Below are 18,767 nucleotides of genomic sequence, written 5' to 3' on the forward strand. Positions count from 1 at the left end.
CCGAGAAGTTGTTTCACCCCCAATTTTATTTGATTAGAATCCCTCTCGCTCCTTGTGGGCAGGCTACGGAAAACCTCAACTAACGCACAAGAGACCAATAAAATGGCCAAATTTACCAAGACTCTGATCGCTGCCGGTCTGCTGGCTGCTGCCGCTACCCCGGCCTTCGCTGCTGACTACAGCGGTGATATCCACAAGAATGACTTCAAATGGTTCCAGTTCAACGTCATGCATACCATCGATCAGATGCCGCATGCTGATGGACAAGATTTCAACGACACTTATTTTGAAATGGAGTTTGGTGGTCGTTCCGGTATTTTTGATCTGTATGGTTATGTCGATGTATTCGATATTTTCCAGAGCAGCCATAGCGATAAGCACAACGGCGAAAACATGTTTATCAAGTTCGCTCCGCGTATCTCTATCGATGGTATGACTGGTAAAGATCTCTCGTTTGGTCCGGTTCAAGAGTTGTACGTAGCTAACCTTATTAACGTTGGCGGTGCAGATGGCCAGTTTGAAGCTATGACCGGTCTGGGCGCTGATGTGATGGTACCTTGGTTCGGCAAGATGGGCATGAACCTTTACGCTCGTCATGTTAATGAAGGTAGCGGTGAGCAAGGCTGGAATGGCTATCAGTTCTCCGTGAACTGGTTCAAGCCTTTCTACACCTTCTCCAACGGCAGCTTTGTTGCCTATCAGGGTTACTTGGATCACCTGTTTGATGCCAAAGACAGCTCCAGTACTGGTACCAACATGTTTAACGGTATCTACTGGCACAATGACCGCTTTGCTGTTGGCTATGGTCTGAAATACTTCCATGATGTGTACGGCATCAAAAATGGTTACCAGCCTGACCCGACAGACAAGCCTGATTTGCACCTGAAAACTACAGGCTTCGGTCACTACTTCGACGTTACCTACAAGTTCTAATAAGACTTGGGGTACAAAAAACCGGAGCATCTGCTCCGGTTTTTTTATGGCCGTGATTTAGATAGCGTGGCGCGAGTCATCAAGTGCGCCACGGCTGAGTGGATAAATCAGTCGCGGAAGTTCTGGAACTGCATCGGTTGACCCAGTTCGGCGCCACGGACCAGTGCCATGGTCTCTTGCAGATCGTCACGCTTCTTGCCGGTGACACGTACTTCATCACCCTGGATGGCGACCTGTACCTTGATTTTGGAGTCCTTGATCAGCTTGACCAGCTTCTTGGCGATCTCTTTCTCGATCCCCTGCTTGAATTTGACGGTCAGGTGGAAACGCTTGCCGGAGTGAACCGAGTCACCCACTTCCATGGAGCTGTTTTCGATGTTGCGCTTGAGCAGGGCGCCGCGCAGGATTTCGACCATCTGCTTGAGCTGGAAATCAGCATCGGCTTCCAGCTTTACCTCTTCCTTGTTCAACTCGAAGCTGGCTTCTACCCCACGAAAATCGAAACGGGTGGCCAGTTCACGATTGGCGTTGTCGACTGCGTTCAACACCTCGTTCATTTTGACTTCAGAGACAATATCGAATGACGGCATAGCCGGAGCTCCTCATGTTGCGTTATCGGGGGGCAAATCTACCAGAAAACGGGCAAATTTGCTGATTTTGATGGGGTTGCTCTGCTAGAATCCCCTGCGCACAGGACGGGTGGACCCGTTAGTGTCCACCAGCGACATCTTCACTTATCCCCGGTAACAGGTTGAGAGGATTGCAACCCTTACCCTGACAGAGTCACACCATGCCAAGCGGATTAAAAAATTCCCGACAGCCCGTTATTCCACCCGTTACTCCGAAGTGGTCACTGTTGGGTTGTGGCGCCCTCGGCGGCGTTTTTGCCTCCCTGTTGACCATCAGTGGTCAATCCACCCGTGTCTTGTTGCGCGAACATCATAAGTCCACGCTCCATCCGGGGATCGATTTCACCTCGCTGGAGGGGCATGTTCAGTTGCTCAATATCGAGCGCGGATTTGTCAGCAAACCCGGCAAGATCCAGCGTCTGCTGGTGATGACCAAGGCCAGTCAGGTGATTGCCGCACTGACGCCGCTGGTGGGTAAGCTGGATGCCGGCGTGCCGATCGTGCTGCTGCACAACGGGATGGGCATTGCCGAGCAGGTGGTCGAGATGTTCCCGCACAATCCGGTGATTGCCGGTGTCACCAGCCATGGTGCCATGCAGTGCGGCCATTTTGTCTTCCGTCATACTGGCAAGGGTGAAACCTGGCTTGGCCCGATCAACGATGCCGCCAAGGCCCATGCCGCGCTCGCGGACGAGCTGGCGCTGGCACTGGGTCAGGCTGGTTGGGATGAACAGGTATTGACGCGCCAGTGGCAAAAGCTGGCCATCAACTGTGCCATCAATCCCCTGACGGCCCTCTACAAGCTGAAAAATGGCGAGCTGGCGGGCCCCCGTTTTGCCGATGCCCTGCAGCAGATCTGCGTGGAAGTGGCGGATGTGATGTGCGCCGAAGGGATTGCGACCGCGGCAGAGGAGTTGCAGCGTCGGGTGCTGACAGTGGTGGAGCTGACCGCTGACAATTACTCCTCCATGCATCAGGATATGGAGCTGGGACGCGAGACCGAGATTGAGGCCATCACCGGCTTCCTGCTGGCCAAGGCTGCCCGGCATGGCATTGCCGTACCGGTCAATCAGGGTCTCTATCAGGCGATCAAAGAGAAGAGTCAGGCCGTCTGATCTTTTACATGGTAGAGCAAGCAGCAAGGAGGCGAACGTGAGTGTACTGGTGCTGGTGGCCCCCGGGTCGGAAGAGATAGAGACGGTCGCGATTGTCGATACCCTGGTGCGCGCAAGTATTGAGGTGGTGCTGGCCTCTTGCTGCCCTGCCGGATCCCGGCAGGTAAAAGCGTCACGCGGGGTACAGCTGGTGGCCGATTGTCATATCGACGAACTGACCCGTCGGGACTTTGAAGCCATCGTGGTACCCGGTGGTCTGCCCGGCAGCGAAGTGATCCGCGATACCCCGCTGGCCATTGATCTGCTCAAAGAGCAGGCCGCTCTTGGTCGCTGGCGCGCTGCCATCTGCGCCGCCCCTGTGGTGGTGTTGCAACATCATGCTCTGCTGGGTGATGCCATCGTCACCTGTCATCCCGGCTTTCAGTCCCGACTACCGACATCGCAGCTGTCAAGTGAGCGGGTAGTCAGGGATGAGGCTCATCGCCTTATCACCAGTCAGGGGCCGGGCAGTGCAATCGAGTTTGCGCTTGAACTGATCCGGATGCTGCGTGGGGATGAGGTGGCGGCCACTGTCGCTGGCCCTATGGTGCTGCCTTGAGCGCACTCTGCTGCAGAATTAAGCTGGTCATGCTTTGAAAACGGGCCCCGGTCATCTTGATCGGGGCCCGCTTGTTATCTGCCGTTGTCGGTCACGCCATCTTGTCCGGCTCAGTAGTCGTACTGTTTGCACTTCTTCTTGCGAAACTCTTCACGCCAGCGTGACAACTCTTGCTCTGTGCCGAGTGTGTCCCCTTTCTTGATGGCCTGTTCCAGTATCTCAATCCGGTCGTACAGCCAGCGGCACTCTGCCGTCGGGTTGTTCTTGCCGATGCCGGTCAACGGCAGCAAACAGAGTCCCAGCCAAAGATATTTCATCCCGAACGCTCCTTGTCATTGTGGTAGTAAAGGTCTCCTTGGAGTCTACTATTTTAGCCGCAACGAGAGAGATAGAGCTGCGGTTATCCTTGGGGTAAGATGATGCCATGTCTGTTTATTTATACAGTGGTATGCGCAAGATCATCCATATCGACATGGACTGCTTTTTTGCCGCGGTGGAGATGCGGGACAATCCGGCGTTGCGGGAGGTGCCGCTCGCCATCGGTGGGGCCTCCGAGCGGCGCGGTGTCATCTCGACCTGCAACTATGTGGCGCGCCGGTTCGGGGTGCGCTCCGCCATGCCGAGCGCGCTGGCGAAAAAACTCTGCCCGCCGTTGGTACTGATCCCTGGGCGAATGACGGTGTACAAGGATATCTCCCGTCAGCTCAGGGCCATTTTCCTGCGCTATACCGATCAGGTTGAACCGCTGTCACTGGACGAGGCTTACCTCGACGTGACCCACAGTCGCTGTTGTGGCGGTAGCGCCACCCTGATGGCACAAGAGATCCGGCAAGCCATCGTCTCCGAACTGGGATTGACCGCCTCGGCCGGAGTGGCCCCCAACAAGTTTCTCGCCAAGCTCGCCTCGGAGCAGCGCAAGCCTGATGGTCTGTTTGTCATTCGTCCCGACGAAGTGGCCGAATTTGTCTGCCAGTTGCCCCTCGGCAAACTGCCCGGGGTGGGGCGCAAGACTGCCGAGCGGCTGGAGGCGCAGGGGCTCTACACCTGTGAGGATGCGCGGGCCTTGTCGGCACAAGAGCTGTGCAGCCGTTTTGGCAAGCTGGGGGAGATGCTGACGACCCGGATCTGGGGGCTGGATGAACAGCCGGTGCAGGCGCACCGGATCCGCAAAACCATCGGGGTGGAGACCACTTTGGCGAGCGATGTTTGTGACGAAGCCGCCTGCCTGACGGTATTGCAGCAACTGCTGCCGGAGCTGGAGCGGCGATTTCAGCTGGCGTGCCCTGCCGAGCAAGTGATGGGGCAGGGGATTAAACTCAAGTTTGCCGACTTCCACCAGACCACCGTCTATCGCAGTCAGGGTGGCTATCAGCCAGCCTTGTTCGTTCCCCTGCTCAAAGAGGGGTTACAGCGGGCGCAAGGGCGTTCGGTTCGCCTGCTGGGCTTGGTGGTGGGTTTGCCAAGAGAGGGTGAAGTTAATCAACTCTCGCTGGATTTGCTGTGAGAGAGTGAAGTTTTTGTTTATAAAGTCGATAATCTATCCATATCTGTATGACGTAGGAATATTGGCATGAGCGCTCTTTCTGTCCAGGGTCGGATTACCCTGATCGCCGGTTGCTGTCTGTTGGTGACAGCCGCCGCTCTGGTTGCCTCTTCGATTTATAACGCGAACAAGATGCAACAGCAGGTGCGGCAAGCCACCATGCACGAGGCGCAGCAGTCTGCCGAGAACTGGATGAAGGCGATGGGCTCGGAGCAGGCGGCCAAGGTGACCAGCTATCTCGATGAGGCCTATTTCCGCGCCAGTTTGCTGGCGGAGAGCGTGTTGTTCCAGCGCAAGAATGCGGCCGAGAACTTTGTCCATTCGGAGGCGCTGCGCAGCGCCGTCAATCAGCAACTGCACGATGCCGTTGCCTCATCGACCAATCTGCTTGGTGTCTATGCGGTGTTCGAGCCTGATCAGCTGGATGGGGAAGACAGCAACTATCAGGGCTCAACGGCGCTGGGTTCCAACGACAAGGGGCGTTTTTCCAGTTACTGGGCCTATGACAACGGCAAGATAGAGCCGGAGGTGCAGAATGAGGATGTACTGGCCGATGAGAGCCCGACCGAGGCAGGTGGAATCGAAAACGAGTGGTATCGCTGCAGCATTCGCACCCGTGCCCTCTGCCTGCTGGAGCCCTATCTGGACGATGTGGGCGATAAACAGATATTGATGACCTCGGTGACGGTCCCGCTATTGGAGCAGGAGACCTTGCTGGGGATGGTCGGGGTCGATATCTCGCTGGCCACTTTGCAGAGTCTGGTCAGCGCCATGGACAAGGAGCTCTATGAGGGCAAGGGCAGAATCTTGCTGGTCAGTCACGAGGGGCGCGTGGCGGGAGCCGATGAGTTCGATGTTACCATGGGGCGCGGGCTGGATCAGAAGTACCAGGGGTTGGCCAACGAGCTGAAAGGCTGGCTCAGTCAGGGTCAGGAGCTGACTCGCTGGAGCAGCGATGGCACCTTGTTGCAGACCTTTGTCCCGGTATCCATGCGTGGCACCGACCGTAAATGGGGCATCTACATTGAATTGCCACGGGCCGTAGTACTGGCCTCGGCCCAGCAACTGCAAGATGAGCTGGCCAGTGAGGCCAATCGCAGCGTATTCTCGCAGTTGTCAATCGGGGTGCTGATCTCGCTGGTGGCCCTGAGTTTTATCTGGTTGATGGCGCGCCAGATTGTGGCGCCCATCCGCGCTGTAGTTGCCCGTCTCAAGGATATCGCCAGCGGCGAGGGGGATTTGACCCAGCGTATCGAGATCCAGCGGCAAGACGAGATCGGCGAGCTGGCCAAGTGGTTCAACAGCTTCCTCAACAAGTTGCAATCCACCATCAGTCAGGTGATTGATACTGTCTCCGGTACGCGTAACAGTGCCGAGCGAGCCGCGCAGGTGGCCGAGCGCACCAGCAGCGGCATGCAGGCCCAGTATCAGGAGATCGATCTGGTGGCGACGGCATTTGAAGAGCTGAGCGCCACGGCGTTGCAGGTCTCCGGTAATGCCGGCTCGGCGGTGGCTGCCGCCAACACCACTGATGCCGCGGCGCAAGAGGGCAAATATGTCGTTGCCGACACCCAGGAGGCGATGCGCAAGCTGATGACCATCATCAACGATGCCCAGCCGGTGGTGGAGCGACTCTCCGCCAACAGCGACAACATCAATGACATTCTCACCGTGATCCAGGGAATTGCCGAGCAGACCAACTTGCTGGCGCTGAATGCGGCTATTGAAGCGGCTCGGGCCGGTGAGCAGGGCCGTGGCTTTGCCGTGGTGGCCGATGAGGTGCGTAATCTGGCCGGTCGCACCCAGAATGCCATCGTCGAGATCCAGACTCTGATCAGCCAACTGCAATCCGGTACCGGCGCCGTGGTCAAGGCGATCCGCGATGGTCATGGACAGGCTGACGAGACCCTCGCCAAGGTGGATCTCTCGGTGCAGGTGCTGGAGCAGATTATCCAGTCAGTCTCCACCATCCATCAGATGAATGAGCAGATTGCCCGGGCGGCGCAGGAGCAGAGCCGGGTGGCGGACGAGATCAACCGCAACGTCAGCAACATTCGCGATGTGAGCCACACCATTCGGGCCGAGGCGGCGACCTCCGCCGAAAATGGTCGCGAGCTCTCTGCGCTGGCGGATAAACAGCAGCAGCTGGTGGGGCAGTTCAAGGTATAGAAGGGATGAAAAAAGGCGCCATCCAGCTGGAGGCGCCAAACACATTCAGATGACAGACTGGGTCAAACCGGTGAGATTTGAGCCCCTCTTCCCGCAGAGGAAGAAACACAACACCACAATCGCAGTCGAAAGACTCACTAAAAACACATGTAAACCAACACGTAGTAGAAAATGTGAGCCATATGACGACTGATTGCTGGGCGAATTATGTTTATTCACTGGTCGACCCGCAACCGACAAATTATAATGCGCCCCATTAGAAAAACTCATCGTCGGCTGGTGTCATGTCTCGTCGTTTACCCCCGCTCAATGCCCTCAAGGCCTTTGAAGCAGCGGCTCGTCACTTAAGCTTTACCCGCGCAGCAGAAGAGTTGTTTGTGACTCAGGCTGCCATCAGTCACCAGATCAAGGCGCTGGAGGAGTATCTTGGCATCAAGCTGTTCCGCCGCAAAAATCGCTCCTTGTTGTTGACCGAAGAGGGGCAGGGCTATTTCCTGGATATCAAAGACATCTTTGCCTCCATCTCTGAGGCGACCGACAAGCTGCTGGCCCGCAGTGCCAAGGGGGCGTTGACTGTCAGTTTGCAGCCGAGTTTCGCCATCCAGTGGCTGGTGCCGCGGTTGGTCAAGTTCAGCGAGCGCCACCCCGATATCGACGTGCGGATCAAGGCGGTCGATCTCGACGAAGGGTCGCTTACCGATGATGTGGATGTGGCTATCTATTACGGGCGCGGCAACTGGCCGGGTCTGCGCTCGGACAAGCTGCATACCGAATACCTGATCCCGGTCTGCTCCCCCTTGCTGCTGACCGGGCCCAAACCGCTGCGTACGCCGCAAGATTTGACTCTTCATACCCTGCTGCACGATACCTCCCGTCGCGACTGGAAGGCCTGGTTCCGCCAGCTCGATATCGATGCACCCAACGTCAATCAGGGGCCCATCTTTAGCCACTCCACCATGGTGATCCAGGCGGCGATCCACGGCCAGGGGGTGGCGCTTGGTCACAGCGTGCTGGCTCAGCCCGAGATTGAGGCCGGCCGCCTCATCTGTCCGTTCGAGCAGGTGCTGGTGAGCAAAAATGCCTTCTATCTGGTTTGTCAGGAGCAGCAGTCTGATCAGGGCAAGATCGTAGCCTTCCGCGACTGGATGCTGGAGCTGGTGGAGCAGGAAGAGGCCCGCCGTAGGGCAAGGCTCGCCGATGCCTGATGTGATCCGCGAGGGGGCTGTTGATGCCCCCGTTCGCATTTTGCTGGCCCACGGGGCAGGTGCGGGGATGGATCATGTCTTTCTTGCCGAGTTGTCACGCCTGCTGGCTGGCCCCGACATCGAAGTGGTGCGCTTCAACTTTCCCTACATGACCAAGCGAGCACAGGATGGCAAGCGCCGCCCGCCGGACAGAGCACCTGTGCTGCTCGCCCATTGGCGCGACATGATCCGTGAGTTTGCCCATCCACGGCTGTTTCTGGCGGGCAAGTCGATGGGCGGGCGGATGGCGGCGGAACTCTATCGTGAAGGCGAGGGTGAGATGAATGCTGCAGGATTGCTCATTCTCGGGTATCCTTTCCACCCTCCGGCCAAGCCCGACAGCTGGCGAGGCGAGGTACTCAAACATATTGCAGTGCCAACCCTGCTGTTGCAGGGGGAGCGCGATACCTTCGGTAGTCGCGCCGAACTGGCCGATTTCCCCTTCTCACCCGCCGTATCGGTCCATTGGTTGACCGATGGTGATCATGGTTTCAAACCGCGAAAAGCCAGTGGCGTGAGTGAGCAGGATAATATGCAGCATGCAGCGGCGGCCATCAGCCATTTTGTGGTCCGGCACGGATAGCACGGGAGGGTTGGTTTTATTGCCAGCCTCGATGAAAGAGGGAGAGTGAGGATGCAGATCCATCGACATTGGCTGATACTGGCCGGTCTCTTCGGGTTGACGGCCACCATGCTGGGGGCTTATGGCGCCCATGGATTGGCGGCGACCGGCATTACGCCCGAGCGTCTGGCGGCGTTCAGTACGGCCGTGCAATATCAGTTTTTTCACGCATTGGCCCTGCTGGTTCTGGGCTGGTGTGGTGTGCGCAGCAGGGTGATCCACCTGGCTGGCACCGCTTTTGTGCTGGGGATCATCGGATTCTCCGGCAGTATTTACGCCATGGTGCTGCTTGGCAGCAAGGGGCTGGGGTTGATTACTCCGGCCGGTGGCCTCTGTTTTATGTTGGGATGGGCGGCCCTGATCTGGGCTGGCTGTCGTCTTGGAGGAAAAAATGAATAATCTGCTGCTTTATTGCCGCCCCGGTTTTGAGAAAGAGGCGGCTGCAGAGATCACCGAGCGTGCCGGTAACATGCAGTGCTACGGTTTCGCCCGGGTCAAGGACGACAGCGGTTATGTGATCTTCGAACTGTATGACGAGGAGCAGGCGGACCTGCTGGCTCGCAAGCTGCCGTTCCGGGAGCTCATCTTTATCCGCCAGATGCTGGTGGTCACCCATGAGCTGAAGGATCTGGATGTCGCGGACAGGATCTCCCCCATACTTGAGGCGGTGAGTGACTACACCATTTGCGGTGATCTGCGGGTCGAAACCGCGGATACCAACGAAGCTAAAGAGCTGTCGGCCTTCTGCCGCAAGTTCACCGTGCCGCTTCGTCAGGCGCTGCGCAGCAACGAGATCCTGACCAAGAAGGAGACGCCGAACCGTCCGGTGTTCCACGCCTTCTTCATGGCTAATGATCACGTGTTGCTGGGTTACTCCTACTCGTTCAACAACTCCGGATTCCACATGGGGATCCCGCGCCTGCGCTTCCCGGCCGATGCGCCGAGCCGCTCCAGCCTCAAGCTGGAGGAGGCGTTTTACGTGTTCGTGCCGCGGGAAGAGTGGGATGTGCGTCTCTGCTCAGGCATGAAGGCGGTGGATCTGGGCGCCTGCCCGGGTGGCTGGACCTATCAGCTGGTGCGTCGTGGCATGATGGTGACGGCGGTCGACAACGGCATGATGGCCCAATCCCTGATGGATACCGGTCAGGTCAAGCATATCCGGGATGACGGTTTCGTCTGGCGTCCGAGCAAGAAGAACACCTACTGGCTGGTGTGCGATATGGTCGATAAACCGGCGCGGGTCGTTCACATGATTGCGGACTGGTTCCGTGAGGGCGACTGCCAGGAGGCGATGTTCAACCTCAAGCTGCCGATGAAGAAGCGTTATGCCGAGTCGGTGCACAATATCGAGGTATTGCGCGAGATGCTCAAGGAGATCGACAACGCGTTCGTGATCCAGGCCAAGCAGCTCTATCACGATCGAGAAGAGATCACCGTACATGTTTACAACAAGTACTGGGTCTCCAAACTCGAGCCCAAGGCGTGATGTAGCAGTTCTGCCCGTACGATAAATACCAAGGCCGACAGGGAAACCTGTCGGCCTTTTGCTATTCGGCTGCCGGAAAATATCAGAAACGGTAATCGAGGCGCAGGGAGGATTCGTCGTCAGTCACCTTGATCTCGATCTGCAGCGGGATGGTTTTGTCGACCGGATTGAACTGCATTTTGATGCCATCCCCTCTCAGTCTGATTGCCGTATGCAGTCCACCGGCTTTGAATTTGACCTTGGGTCTGAAGCGTTCAATCGACAGACTGATGCTCTTTTCCGGGGTCAGATTGAGCTGCGGGTAGGAGGTGATCTTTTGATTGCCAAAGTTGTCGGTGGAGACTTCAATACCAAACGACAGGGGTTTGGGTGCCTTGAGCAGGTCGTTGGTATTCAGGCTCGAGCGCCATACCTCGGTGGCAGTCCGTTTTTCCTGCTGCGGCAGTTTGGCTGTTTGGGTTGATTGAGCCTGTTCGAAGGCACTTGCAGTACCACACACCAGCATCAGACCCGACACCAGATAGCACCCGTATCCCTTCATGAAAAACACTCCCTGTTCTTCTTCTCTATTGAACATAGTTGCTGTTCGGGGAGTGGCAAAGGATTCGGAAATATAAAAAAGGGAGCCGAAGCTCCCTTTTAAAATCAATGAATTAACTCACAGACGATCGATGATGGCCTGGGTGAATTCGCTGGTGGAAGCCGTGCCGCCCAGATCGCGGGTGACCCGATCACCAGATTCGATGGTGTCTCGTACTGCCTCGCGGATCCGCTCTGCTTTATCCTGCATGCCGAGGTACTCCAGCATCTGGATGGAGGCGAGGATCACCGAGGTCGGGTTGGCAATGTTCTTGCCTGCAATGTCGGGGGCAGAGCCGTGGACCGCTTCGAAGATGGCCGCGCCATCGCCGATGTTGGCGCCGGGCGCCATGCCAAGGCCGCCAACCAGACCGGCGCAAAGATCCGAGAGGATGTCGCCGAACAGGTTGGTGGTGACCATGACATCGAAACGCTCCGGGTACATCACCAAGTTCATGCAGGCGGCATCGACGATCATCTCTTCGCTCTGGATATCCGGATAGTGGCTGGCGATTTCACGTGCCACTTCGAGGAACAGGCCGGAGGTCGACTTAAGGATGTTCGCCTTGTGGATGATGGTGACCTTCTTGCGCCCTTCCTGACGGGCCAGCTCGAAGGCAAACTTGACGATGCGTTCGGCCCCTTCGCGGGTGATGATGCTCATCGCCTCGGCACTCTTGTTGTCATCGCTGCGCTTCTGACCTGCACCCGAGTACATCCCTTCGGTGTTTTCACGCACTGTGATGATGTCGATGTTGTCGTAACGGCTTCTGGTTCCCTTGAAGGAGATGACCGGACGCACGTTGGCGTAGAGGTTGAACTTCTTGCGCAGGGAGACGTTGATGGAGGTAAAACCGCCGCCGACCGGTGTGGTCAATGGCCCTTTCAGGCTCACCTTGTTCTTCTCAATCAGATCCAGGGTAGCCTGGGGCAGCAGCTCGCCATGCTTCTCGAGGGCAACCAGACCCGCATCAGCGTATTCGTACTCAAAGTCACAACCCGCATGGGTCAGGATCTGGATGGCTGATTCTATGATGCTGGGGCCGATGCCGTCGCCGGGGATCACGGTAATTTTTCTTTTGGACATGAGAGGGTTCCACTTCCAGGGTATAGGGGAGGATGGGGCTGCTTTATAGCATTTACTCAGCAAACCAACCACATTCCTTTACATTCTACTCACTTTTATCAACAGCGAGGGTGAGTCCCGTCATGGTTCACGCCCTTACCTGCATTTTTGTTCGGCACTTTAGTCCGGCTGGGGCGGGTAGCGGATGTCCCGCAGGTTGAATCCCAGCGGAATATCTCGCTGCAAGTGCACCAGCCGCTGGGCCAGCAGGGCCTCATCCTGATGTTGGCGCAGTTTGATCAGTGGCTTGGCGGCGTCCTCTTGCTGGCAGGCCTCGAGCATGGCTGCCAGATTGCCATATTGCTGCAACAGCTGGGTGGCGGTCTTGGGGCCGATCCCCGGAACCCCCTTGATATTGGAACCGCTGATACCGGTCAGGGCCCAGAAGTCGACCAGCTGAGCAGGGGCTACCCCATATTGCTGCTGGACGAAGGCCGCATCCAGCCAGCGTTTGTTGAAGTAGTCGCGCACCCGGATCTGCGGGCAGATCAGTTGGCAGAAGCCCTTGTCGGTGGAGATGATGGTCGCCTGATGGCCGTGGCTGGCGATGCCGCTGGCGAGGGTGGCGATAAGGTCATCCGCTTCATCTGTCTCGGAGAGCAGGGCATCGACACCGCACTCCCAGAAGGCATCCTGCAGGGTCGCCAACCCCTCACGCAGTTCAGGGGGCATGGGGGTTCGCCCCTCCTTGTAGGCCGGATAGACCTCCTTGCGCCAGCTATGCACCTCGCCATCAAACACGGCAATGACATGGGTCGGCTCGCTATTGGCCAGCAGCTTGCGGCAGGTATTGATAAGGTTGGCGCGGGTTGCAACCAGCGCCTGGGCTGGGGTCAGTGCCTGCTGGGCCTGTACCGCGTGCAGACGGCGAATGAGGTTGAGGGCATCGATGATGAGCAGGTGTGGCCGGATAGTTGACATGGGGCACTCTTGGCGGTCGGGACGCCCCATTGTAACAAACCGCTCGCCTTATGGGGGATTGATGGCGGTCGGGAAGGCATTGAGCCAATAAAGAGGGGCGCCGATGCGCCCCTCTGTCGATGATGTATCTGTATCCTAGCGGACGATTTCGTAGCAGGGCACATACTGGCTGCCCGGCAGCTTCATCCGCTGCTGCTTGACGAAGCTCTCCAGCAGTTTGTCCATCAGGTGCATCAGCTCCTTGTCGCCGTGCAGCTTGAAGGGGCCTTTCTTCTCGATGGCGCGAATGCCCCCTTCCTTGACGTTGCCGGCGACGATACCGGAGAAGGCTCGACGCAGGTTGGCGGCCAGCAACTGGGGCGGCTGGTTGCGGTGCAGATCCAGACTGGCCATGCTAGCGTGATCCGGTTCGAAGGGGAGCTGGAACTCCGGCTCAATCTTGAGGGACCAGTTGAAGGAGTAGGCATCGCCGACCGATTTGCGGTATTCGCGGATTTTCGGCATCGCCTCTTTCATCACCCGGGCCACTTCCGGCGCATCGCCGACAATGATCCGGTAGAGCTTGGTCGCAGGTTCACCGAGGGTCGCCTTGATGAAGTCGTCGATGGCTCGGAAGTAGTCGGCACTCTCTTTCGGGCCGGTCAGGATGATGGGCATCGGCTGCCGCTCGTTGGCCGGGTGCATCATGATGCCGAGCAGATAGAGCAGCTCTTCGGCGGTGCCGACCCCACCCGGGAAGATGATGATGCCGTGGCCGAGGCGTACGAAGGCTTCCAGCCGTTTCTCGATATCCGGCAGGATCACCAGCTCGTTGACGATGGGGTTGGGCGGTTCTGCCGCAATGATGGAAGGCTCCGTGAGGCCGATGTAGCGGCCGTTGCGCACCCGCTGTTTGGCATGGCCAACGGCGGCCCCCTTCATCGGCCCCTCCATGGCGCCAGGGCCACAGCCGGTACAGATGTTCAGCTCACGCAAGCCCAGCTCGCTGCCCACGGCGCGGGTGTACTGGTATTCGATCTCGTTGATGGAGTGGCCACCCCAGCAGACGATCAGGTTGGGATCGGCGCCGGGCAGGATCACCTTGGCGTTGCGCAGGATGGCGAACACCACGTTGGAAATATGAGTGGAGTTGGTCAGATTGACCAGGCGGTTGGACTCGAGCTGATTGGAGACATAGAGAATGTCGCGCAGCACCGAGAAGAGGTGCTCCTGAATGCCGCGAATGATCTCGCCATCGACAAAGGCGTGCTCGGGGGCATTGAACAGTTCCAGCTTGACCCCGCGCTCGCGCCGGATCACATGAATATCGAACGATTTGAAGCGCTCCAGGATCTCCTTGGAGCTGTCGGTATGGCTACCGGAATTGAGCACTGCCAGCGAGCAGTTGCGAAACAGTTGATAGATATCGCTGGAGGCAGTCTGCTTGAGGCGATCCACCTCGAGCTGTGACAGCAAATCCATGCTGCCGACGGGATTGATGTGCGTAATCATAGGTTCCCCTTTACTCACTTGTTATCGTTGTGTTTTTCCCTGGGGAGAAAAGGGGACGCTATGTTGCATCCCCTGAGATCGATAGTAGTGGTAACAGAGGGTGGAGGGAAATAGGGCGACGACTGTTCGCTGTTTTTTTGACCGCTCGTCAGGCCAGAGTCACTTGATCCCGACCGGTATGCTTGGAGTGGTAGAGCGCCTTGTCCGCCCGCTCGAACACATCTGACGGGTTGTCCCCATCCTTGAACAGGGTTGCGCCGATGGAGATGGTGATCTCCACCTTGGCATCGCGAAAACGGAACGGGATGCTCTTGATGGTCTGGCGCAGGGTCTCCAGCGGCTTCTGGAACTTGTCCGGATTGATGTTGGGCAGCAACACCACGAACTCTTCTCCACCAAAACGGGCGATGAAATCTGTATCACGCAGCGCGCTTTGCAGCGCCTTGGCGACTACTTTCAGCGCCTTGTCACCCGCCATATGGCCGTAGTTGTCATTGATGTTCTTGAAGTGATCGATGTCGATGATCGCCATGCAGAGCGGAGTGCGGTAACGAAGCCAACGTTTGTACTCCTGCTCCAGCCGTTCATCGAGGGCTGCCCGGTTGTGTACCTGAGTCAGGCTGTCGAGGAACAGCTTGTGTTTTTGAATGGTCAGCCGCTTCTTGTACTCGGCGGTCTCCTCCTTCATCAAGCGCAGCTTGGACTCCATGGTGGAGAGGCGGGTGAGCAGGTGACGTTCCCGTGCTGCGGTACTTTCCCGTTCTTGAAGCAGCAGGTTGATGGCGCCCATATGGCCGGAGATGGCGCGCTTGAGCGCATCGATGGAGTTATGGCTGGCCAGGGAGTGATCGATCGCCTGCAACTCGTTGACCAGCGCCTCGCGGGTCTCTCGGGTTTCGTTTTGCAGTGCACGCCCCTCATCGAGGGATTCGGTAAAGCCGACATGTACCGCGGAGAGGCTCTCGTTGAGGGAGCTGAGAAAGGCGCGGGAGGCTTTGCGCTCCTCACGGGTGCCTTCGATGATGAGCTCGATCACCTGCAGGCAGGTTTCCGCCAGCAGGGCAGGGTTGATACCGATCAGCAGTTGGCGGCGAATGTCGCTCAGGCTCTCGCCGATGGCGCCGGCAAAGTCGAGTTCGGTGATAAGCCGCTGCAGCTCATCGGCGATACGGGCGTGATCCTTGAGATCAAACGGGTCTACATCGGGTTGGCCATCGTTGCTGGCAGTATCGCTTTCTTGTTGAGTTGCACCTGACGGTGCCAACAGGGGTTGGCTTGGCAGCAGCTGGATCTTGATCGCCTGCTGGTAAAACTCCAGCAGCTTGATCACCTTCTTTTGGTGATCGGCAATGCCGTAACCGGCGGGACTTGCCAGAAATTCCTTGAGGGACTTGCGGGTCTCTTCCGGGAAGCCCTTGATGTTTTTCAGCTGTTTGGAACCAAGTTCGATGGCGGTCTGGGTCAGGGTGATCGACTCTTCCAGAGCATTGCTGTGCTGCTGCAGCAGTTTTTCAATGGCCAGCAGATCCTCGTCTAGCGCGGTAAATGCGGGGTTGTTATCCAGTTTCTGCTTGAGCTTGGCGAAGCGATTGTCCAGCTCGCGGTCGAAGCCACGGCAGGAGAGCATCAACTTGTTGATAAACTGGATACCACGGGCACGCTCTGCATCGGAAAACGACAGTACGCCGTCGAGTTCCAGCTGTTTCTGCTGAAGGGATTCCCTGAGTCTTGCCAATTGTCCTGCTACGGCAGCGATGTCATTCATTATCAGGTCGCCCTGTTGTCATTATTGTTTTTGGTGTTGGATAGCAACAGTGGTCGAACCTGGTTTCGATCCTCGCCTGTTATCTACATTATTTCCTGGTGGTTATCGGCTGCCGGCTTCCTTGCAAGGCTGGGCCAATTAACCCATTGCTTTTCATGAGAAGAATTGACTTTTACCAGTCCCTTGTCAATTGCCATCAGGCCGCATTGCCACACATCTCCATTAAAAAATGCCGCTTGTTGGCAATCGATCGCAGCCAGCTCCAACCAGGCGTTTTGCTGGCATTTTTCACTGAGCTGAATGGCTCCCGACAGGGCGAGATAGCAGAGGTCAAACAGGCCATTGTGATCGAGCGCGGTCGCCGCTTTCGGTAGGAAGGGGTGACTGACAATCCCGAGGCTGATCCTGCGATCCAGCGGATAGTTGCAAGGGAAGGCGGCGATGGCCGTCAGCAGGTCTCCCGCCAGTTGATGCAGGTTGGTGACGTGGCGCTGTGGCACCACATAGAGCATGTGTCCTTCACGCAAGTCATAGATACGGCCATCTTGCGGGGTCAGGGTGTCCATATAGGCACCGAAGGCCTGCTCGATTTCTCTGCTGGCCTGATAGCCGTGGCGCTCCAGCGTATTGACCAGGAAAGGCACCCGGAACAGCAGATAGTGCAGCTTGTCATCGAACTCGCTGGAGGGCTGTTCACTGAGGTACCAGCGATCCGATTTCAGCTGGCGCTTTGCCATCTCCCGCGGCCAGCGGTTCATCAGCCGCTGCCAGTTGGCCAGCCCCGAGCGTGGCTCGATCAGCAGGGCCTCATTGGTCCGTTTCAGTTGCAGGCGGGCAGTACGCAGCTTGAGCCAGAGGGTGAAGAAGAGGTAGATAAAGAGCGCCAGCAGCAGGCTGGTGGTGATGCTCGACCAGAGATAGCGCTCCTGCTGGTGCTGGCTGTTGTTAAGTCGCTGCTCCAGCTCCTTGATATGTTGCACCCGCTCGACCTGGACATAGTTGTCACGGATCGCCGCCTGCTCCATAGCCTGCTCCTGCTGGCGCACCTCCTCGCCAAGACGGTGGAAGCGCTTGTAGCTGTCGAGAGCCTGACGCAGATACCCCTTCTGCTCATAGGCCAGCGACAACAGGCGGAATACCTCGTACTGACGGCGGGTATCGCCGAGCTGATTGGCCAGCGCGCGGGCGTTCTCCAACTGCAGAATGGCGATGGCGGCCTCCTGTTTCTTCAGATAGAGCTCGCCGAGCAGTAGCAGGGTATCGATCAGCGGCTCTTTGGCATCGCTCAGCTCGTGGGACTGACGGGCCGCATTGAGGTAGTTGCTGGCCAGCGAGAGGTTGCCGCTTTGCAGGTAGGTCTTGCCGATTTCGTATTTGAGCAGGGAGGCTTGCGGTCGGTTGCTCCCTTCATCGAGCAGATCCAGCGCATTGAAGAAGTAGACCAGCGCCATATTGAGGTCGCCCTGCTCGCGGTTGAGTCGCGCCAGCACCATCAGGGAGTCGCACAGCAGGGAAGGGTTGCCGATGGAGTGGAAGTAATTGGCCGCCTCATTGGCATACTGCAGCGCTTTCTGGGGCTCCTGCTCCTGCTGGTAGAGTTTCACTATCTGGTTCGATAGCAGGCCGAGAAAGAGCGGGTCATTGAGGCTTTTGGCCTGTTGTTGGGCATCGATATATTCCCCCAGCGCCAGCTGTGGCTGCTGCAGCGCACGATAAAGGTCGCCGCTGATGGCGCTGACCCAGGCACTGGCGAGGGGATTGGGGGTCTTGGCGGCCCAGATCCGCGCATCTGCCAAGTGTGCCTTGGCATCATCGAAGTGCTGGTTCTCGATGTCGTAGCTGGTGCGTTGCAGGCGGCCATAGATCTGCAACTGGCTCTGCTTGAGCGTGGGGACGGCCAGCTGTTCGTCCAGTTGATCCATCAGGGCGCGGCTGGTGCTCTGGTTATCCGGTTTGAGGGCCTGACTGCGGATCTTGAGATAGAGGCCGTGGGCCTTGAGTTCCGGTTGCCGCTCTTTGTCAGCCAGCGCCATCGCCTTGTCGAGCGCTTGCTGGGTGGCCTGATATTGACCCAGTTGCAGCAGACACTCCCCTTTGAGCAGATGGGCGCCTATGGTCTGGGCCGCCGTGCTGTAACTCAGGATGGGTTCGCGATAACCGAACTCCTGGCGATTGCTGATGATTTGCTGGGGATTATTGGCTGCGCGCGTCAGGAAGGCGGTGGTGATCTGGACGCATCTGGCAGGATCGGTCAGTACCATCGATTGCGCTTGTTGCAGATCGATAGAGAGTTGCTCCTTGTCCAGATCCAGATTCGGAGCTGACAGGGAGGACATCATCATGGCCAGAAAAAACAGTTGATTCATTGGATTAAGGACGGCGCAGAGGTGTTGGCATGTTATCCAAGCCCCCCCCTGCGAGTCCAGCGTTTACTGTGGTTTGCAGGTGGCCGGCAAGTGGGTTTCGTCTGGATTTTATTATCCAGCCCCCTTATCACAGCTGCGTAAAGAATCGATCGAAACCCTTTTACCAGTTATGGAGGGCAG

Annotated in this window: 17 protein-coding genes; 9 read left to right on the forward strand and 8 right to left on the reverse strand. The window is 57.4% G+C overall.

What is annotated here, in order from left to right; genetic code table 11:
* Positions 1 to 102 precede the first annotated feature (102 nt).
* A complete protein-coding gene (locus AB5Y90_RS18105; protein ID WP_047435495.1) occupies positions 103 to 933 on the forward strand; it encodes an outer membrane protein OmpK in 831 nt (276 codons plus the stop codon).
* A gap of 107 nt (positions 934 to 1,040) precedes the next feature.
* On the opposite strand, the gene AB5Y90_RS18110 is transcribed toward AB5Y90_RS18105, so the two are convergent.
* Positions 1,041 to 1,523 carry a YajQ family cyclic di-GMP-binding protein gene (locus AB5Y90_RS18110; protein ID WP_005338634.1) on the reverse strand — a complete coding sequence of 161 codons (483 nt, stop codon included), beginning with the start codon at positions 1,521 to 1,523 and terminating at the stop codon, positions 1,041 to 1,043.
* 200 nt (positions 1,524 to 1,723) lie between these two features.
* Here AB5Y90_RS18110 and AB5Y90_RS18115 point away from each other — a divergent pair, with 200 nt between their 5' ends.
* Entirely contained in the window at positions 1,724 to 2,677 is a 954-nt protein-coding gene (locus AB5Y90_RS18115) for a ketopantoate reductase family protein (protein ID WP_257690592.1), read from the forward strand.
* 37 nt (positions 2,678 to 2,714) lie between these two features.
* Entirely contained in the window at positions 2,715 to 3,275 is a 561-nt protein-coding gene (locus AB5Y90_RS18120) for a DJ-1 family glyoxalase III (RefSeq protein ID WP_194496556.1), read from the forward strand.
* 110 nt (positions 3,276 to 3,385) lie between these two features.
* Here AB5Y90_RS18120 and AB5Y90_RS18125 read toward each other — a convergent pair whose 3' ends face one another.
* A complete protein-coding gene (locus AB5Y90_RS18125) occupies positions 3,386 to 3,592 on the reverse strand; it encodes a hypothetical protein (RefSeq protein ID WP_019445898.1) in 207 nt (68 codons plus the stop codon).
* A 131-nt stretch (positions 3,593 to 3,723) separates the two neighbouring features.
* Here AB5Y90_RS18125 and dinB point away from each other — a divergent pair, with 131 nt between their 5' ends.
* The 6 genes from dinB (at position 3,724) to rlmM (ending at position 10,339) form a co-directional block, all read left to right on the forward strand.
* A complete protein-coding gene (gene dinB, locus AB5Y90_RS18130; protein WP_368167489.1) occupies positions 3,724 to 4,779 on the forward strand; it encodes a DNA polymerase IV in 1,056 nt (351 codons plus the stop codon).
* A gap of 66 nt (positions 4,780 to 4,845) precedes the next feature.
* Positions 4,846 to 6,987 carry a methyl-accepting chemotaxis protein gene (locus tag AB5Y90_RS18135; RefSeq protein WP_368167465.1) on the forward strand — a complete coding sequence of 714 codons (2,142 nt, stop codon included), beginning with the start codon at positions 4,846 to 4,848 and terminating at the stop codon, positions 6,985 to 6,987.
* Positions 6,988 to 7,271: 284 nt separating this feature from the next.
* Complete coding sequence (locus AB5Y90_RS18140) at positions 7,272 to 8,192, forward strand: transcriptional regulator GcvA (RefSeq protein WP_005338622.1); 921 nt, start codon at positions 7,272 to 7,274, stop codon at positions 8,190 to 8,192.
* Positions 8,185 to 8,814 carry an alpha/beta family hydrolase gene (locus AB5Y90_RS18145; protein ID WP_064337114.1) on the forward strand — a complete coding sequence of 210 codons (630 nt, stop codon included), beginning with the start codon at positions 8,185 to 8,187 and terminating at the stop codon, positions 8,812 to 8,814. The genes AB5Y90_RS18140 and AB5Y90_RS18145 overlap by 8 nt, the downstream gene beginning before the upstream one ends.
* Positions 8,815 to 8,865: 51 nt before the next feature.
* Positions 8,866 to 9,252 (forward strand): DUF423 domain-containing protein, encoded by a 387-nt coding sequence (locus tag AB5Y90_RS18150; RefSeq protein WP_064337113.1) that lies wholly within the window; start codon positions 8,866 to 8,868, stop codon positions 9,250 to 9,252.
* On the forward strand, positions 9,245 to 10,339 hold the full coding sequence (gene rlmM / locus AB5Y90_RS18155) for a 23S rRNA (cytidine(2498)-2'-O)-methyltransferase RlmM (protein ID WP_005338617.1): 1,095 nt from the start codon (positions 9,245 to 9,247) through the stop codon (positions 10,337 to 10,339). Before AB5Y90_RS18150 ends, rlmM begins: the two co-directional genes overlap by 8 nt.
* A gap of 82 nt (positions 10,340 to 10,421) precedes the next feature.
* Here the strand turns inward: rlmM and AB5Y90_RS18160 are convergent, their stop codons facing one another.
* The 6 genes from AB5Y90_RS18160 to AB5Y90_RS18185 form a co-directional block, all read right to left on the reverse strand.
* The gene (locus AB5Y90_RS18160) at positions 10,422 to 10,880 is read right to left on the reverse strand and encodes a hypothetical protein (RefSeq protein WP_139477601.1); all 459 of its coding nucleotides are present in this window, start codon (positions 10,878 to 10,880) and stop codon (positions 10,422 to 10,424) included.
* Between the two features lie 117 nt (positions 10,881 to 10,997).
* Complete coding sequence (locus AB5Y90_RS18165; RefSeq protein ID WP_139477602.1) at positions 10,998 to 12,005, reverse strand: isocitrate dehydrogenase; 1,008 nt, start codon at positions 12,003 to 12,005, stop codon at positions 10,998 to 11,000.
* 159 nt (positions 12,006 to 12,164) lie between these two features.
* The gene (gene xni, locus AB5Y90_RS18170) at positions 12,165 to 12,965 is read right to left on the reverse strand and encodes a flap endonuclease Xni (protein WP_368167468.1); all 801 of its coding nucleotides are present in this window, start codon (positions 12,963 to 12,965) and stop codon (positions 12,165 to 12,167) included.
* Between the two features lie 135 nt (positions 12,966 to 13,100).
* On the reverse strand, positions 13,101 to 14,456 hold the full coding sequence (gene ppnN / locus AB5Y90_RS18175; protein ID WP_019445906.1) for a nucleotide 5'-monophosphate nucleosidase PpnN: 1,356 nt from the start codon (positions 14,454 to 14,456) through the stop codon (positions 13,101 to 13,103).
* Between the two features lie 148 nt (positions 14,457 to 14,604).
* On the reverse strand, positions 14,605 to 16,221 hold the full coding sequence (locus tag AB5Y90_RS18180) for a diguanylate cyclase (protein ID WP_245094816.1): 1,617 nt from the start codon (positions 16,219 to 16,221) through the stop codon (positions 14,605 to 14,607).
* Positions 16,222 to 16,304: 83 nt separating this feature from the next.
* Entirely contained in the window at positions 16,305 to 18,587 is a 2,283-nt protein-coding gene (locus AB5Y90_RS18185; protein ID WP_019445908.1) for a hypothetical protein, read from the reverse strand.
* Positions 18,588 to 18,767 lie beyond the last annotated feature (180 nt).

Origin of the sequence: Aeromonas sp. R4-1 (genome assembly GCF_040908325.1) — a bacterium.
In the GTDB taxonomy this organism is placed as follows: Bacteria; Pseudomonadota; Gammaproteobacteria; order Enterobacterales; family Aeromonadaceae; genus Aeromonas; species Aeromonas veronii.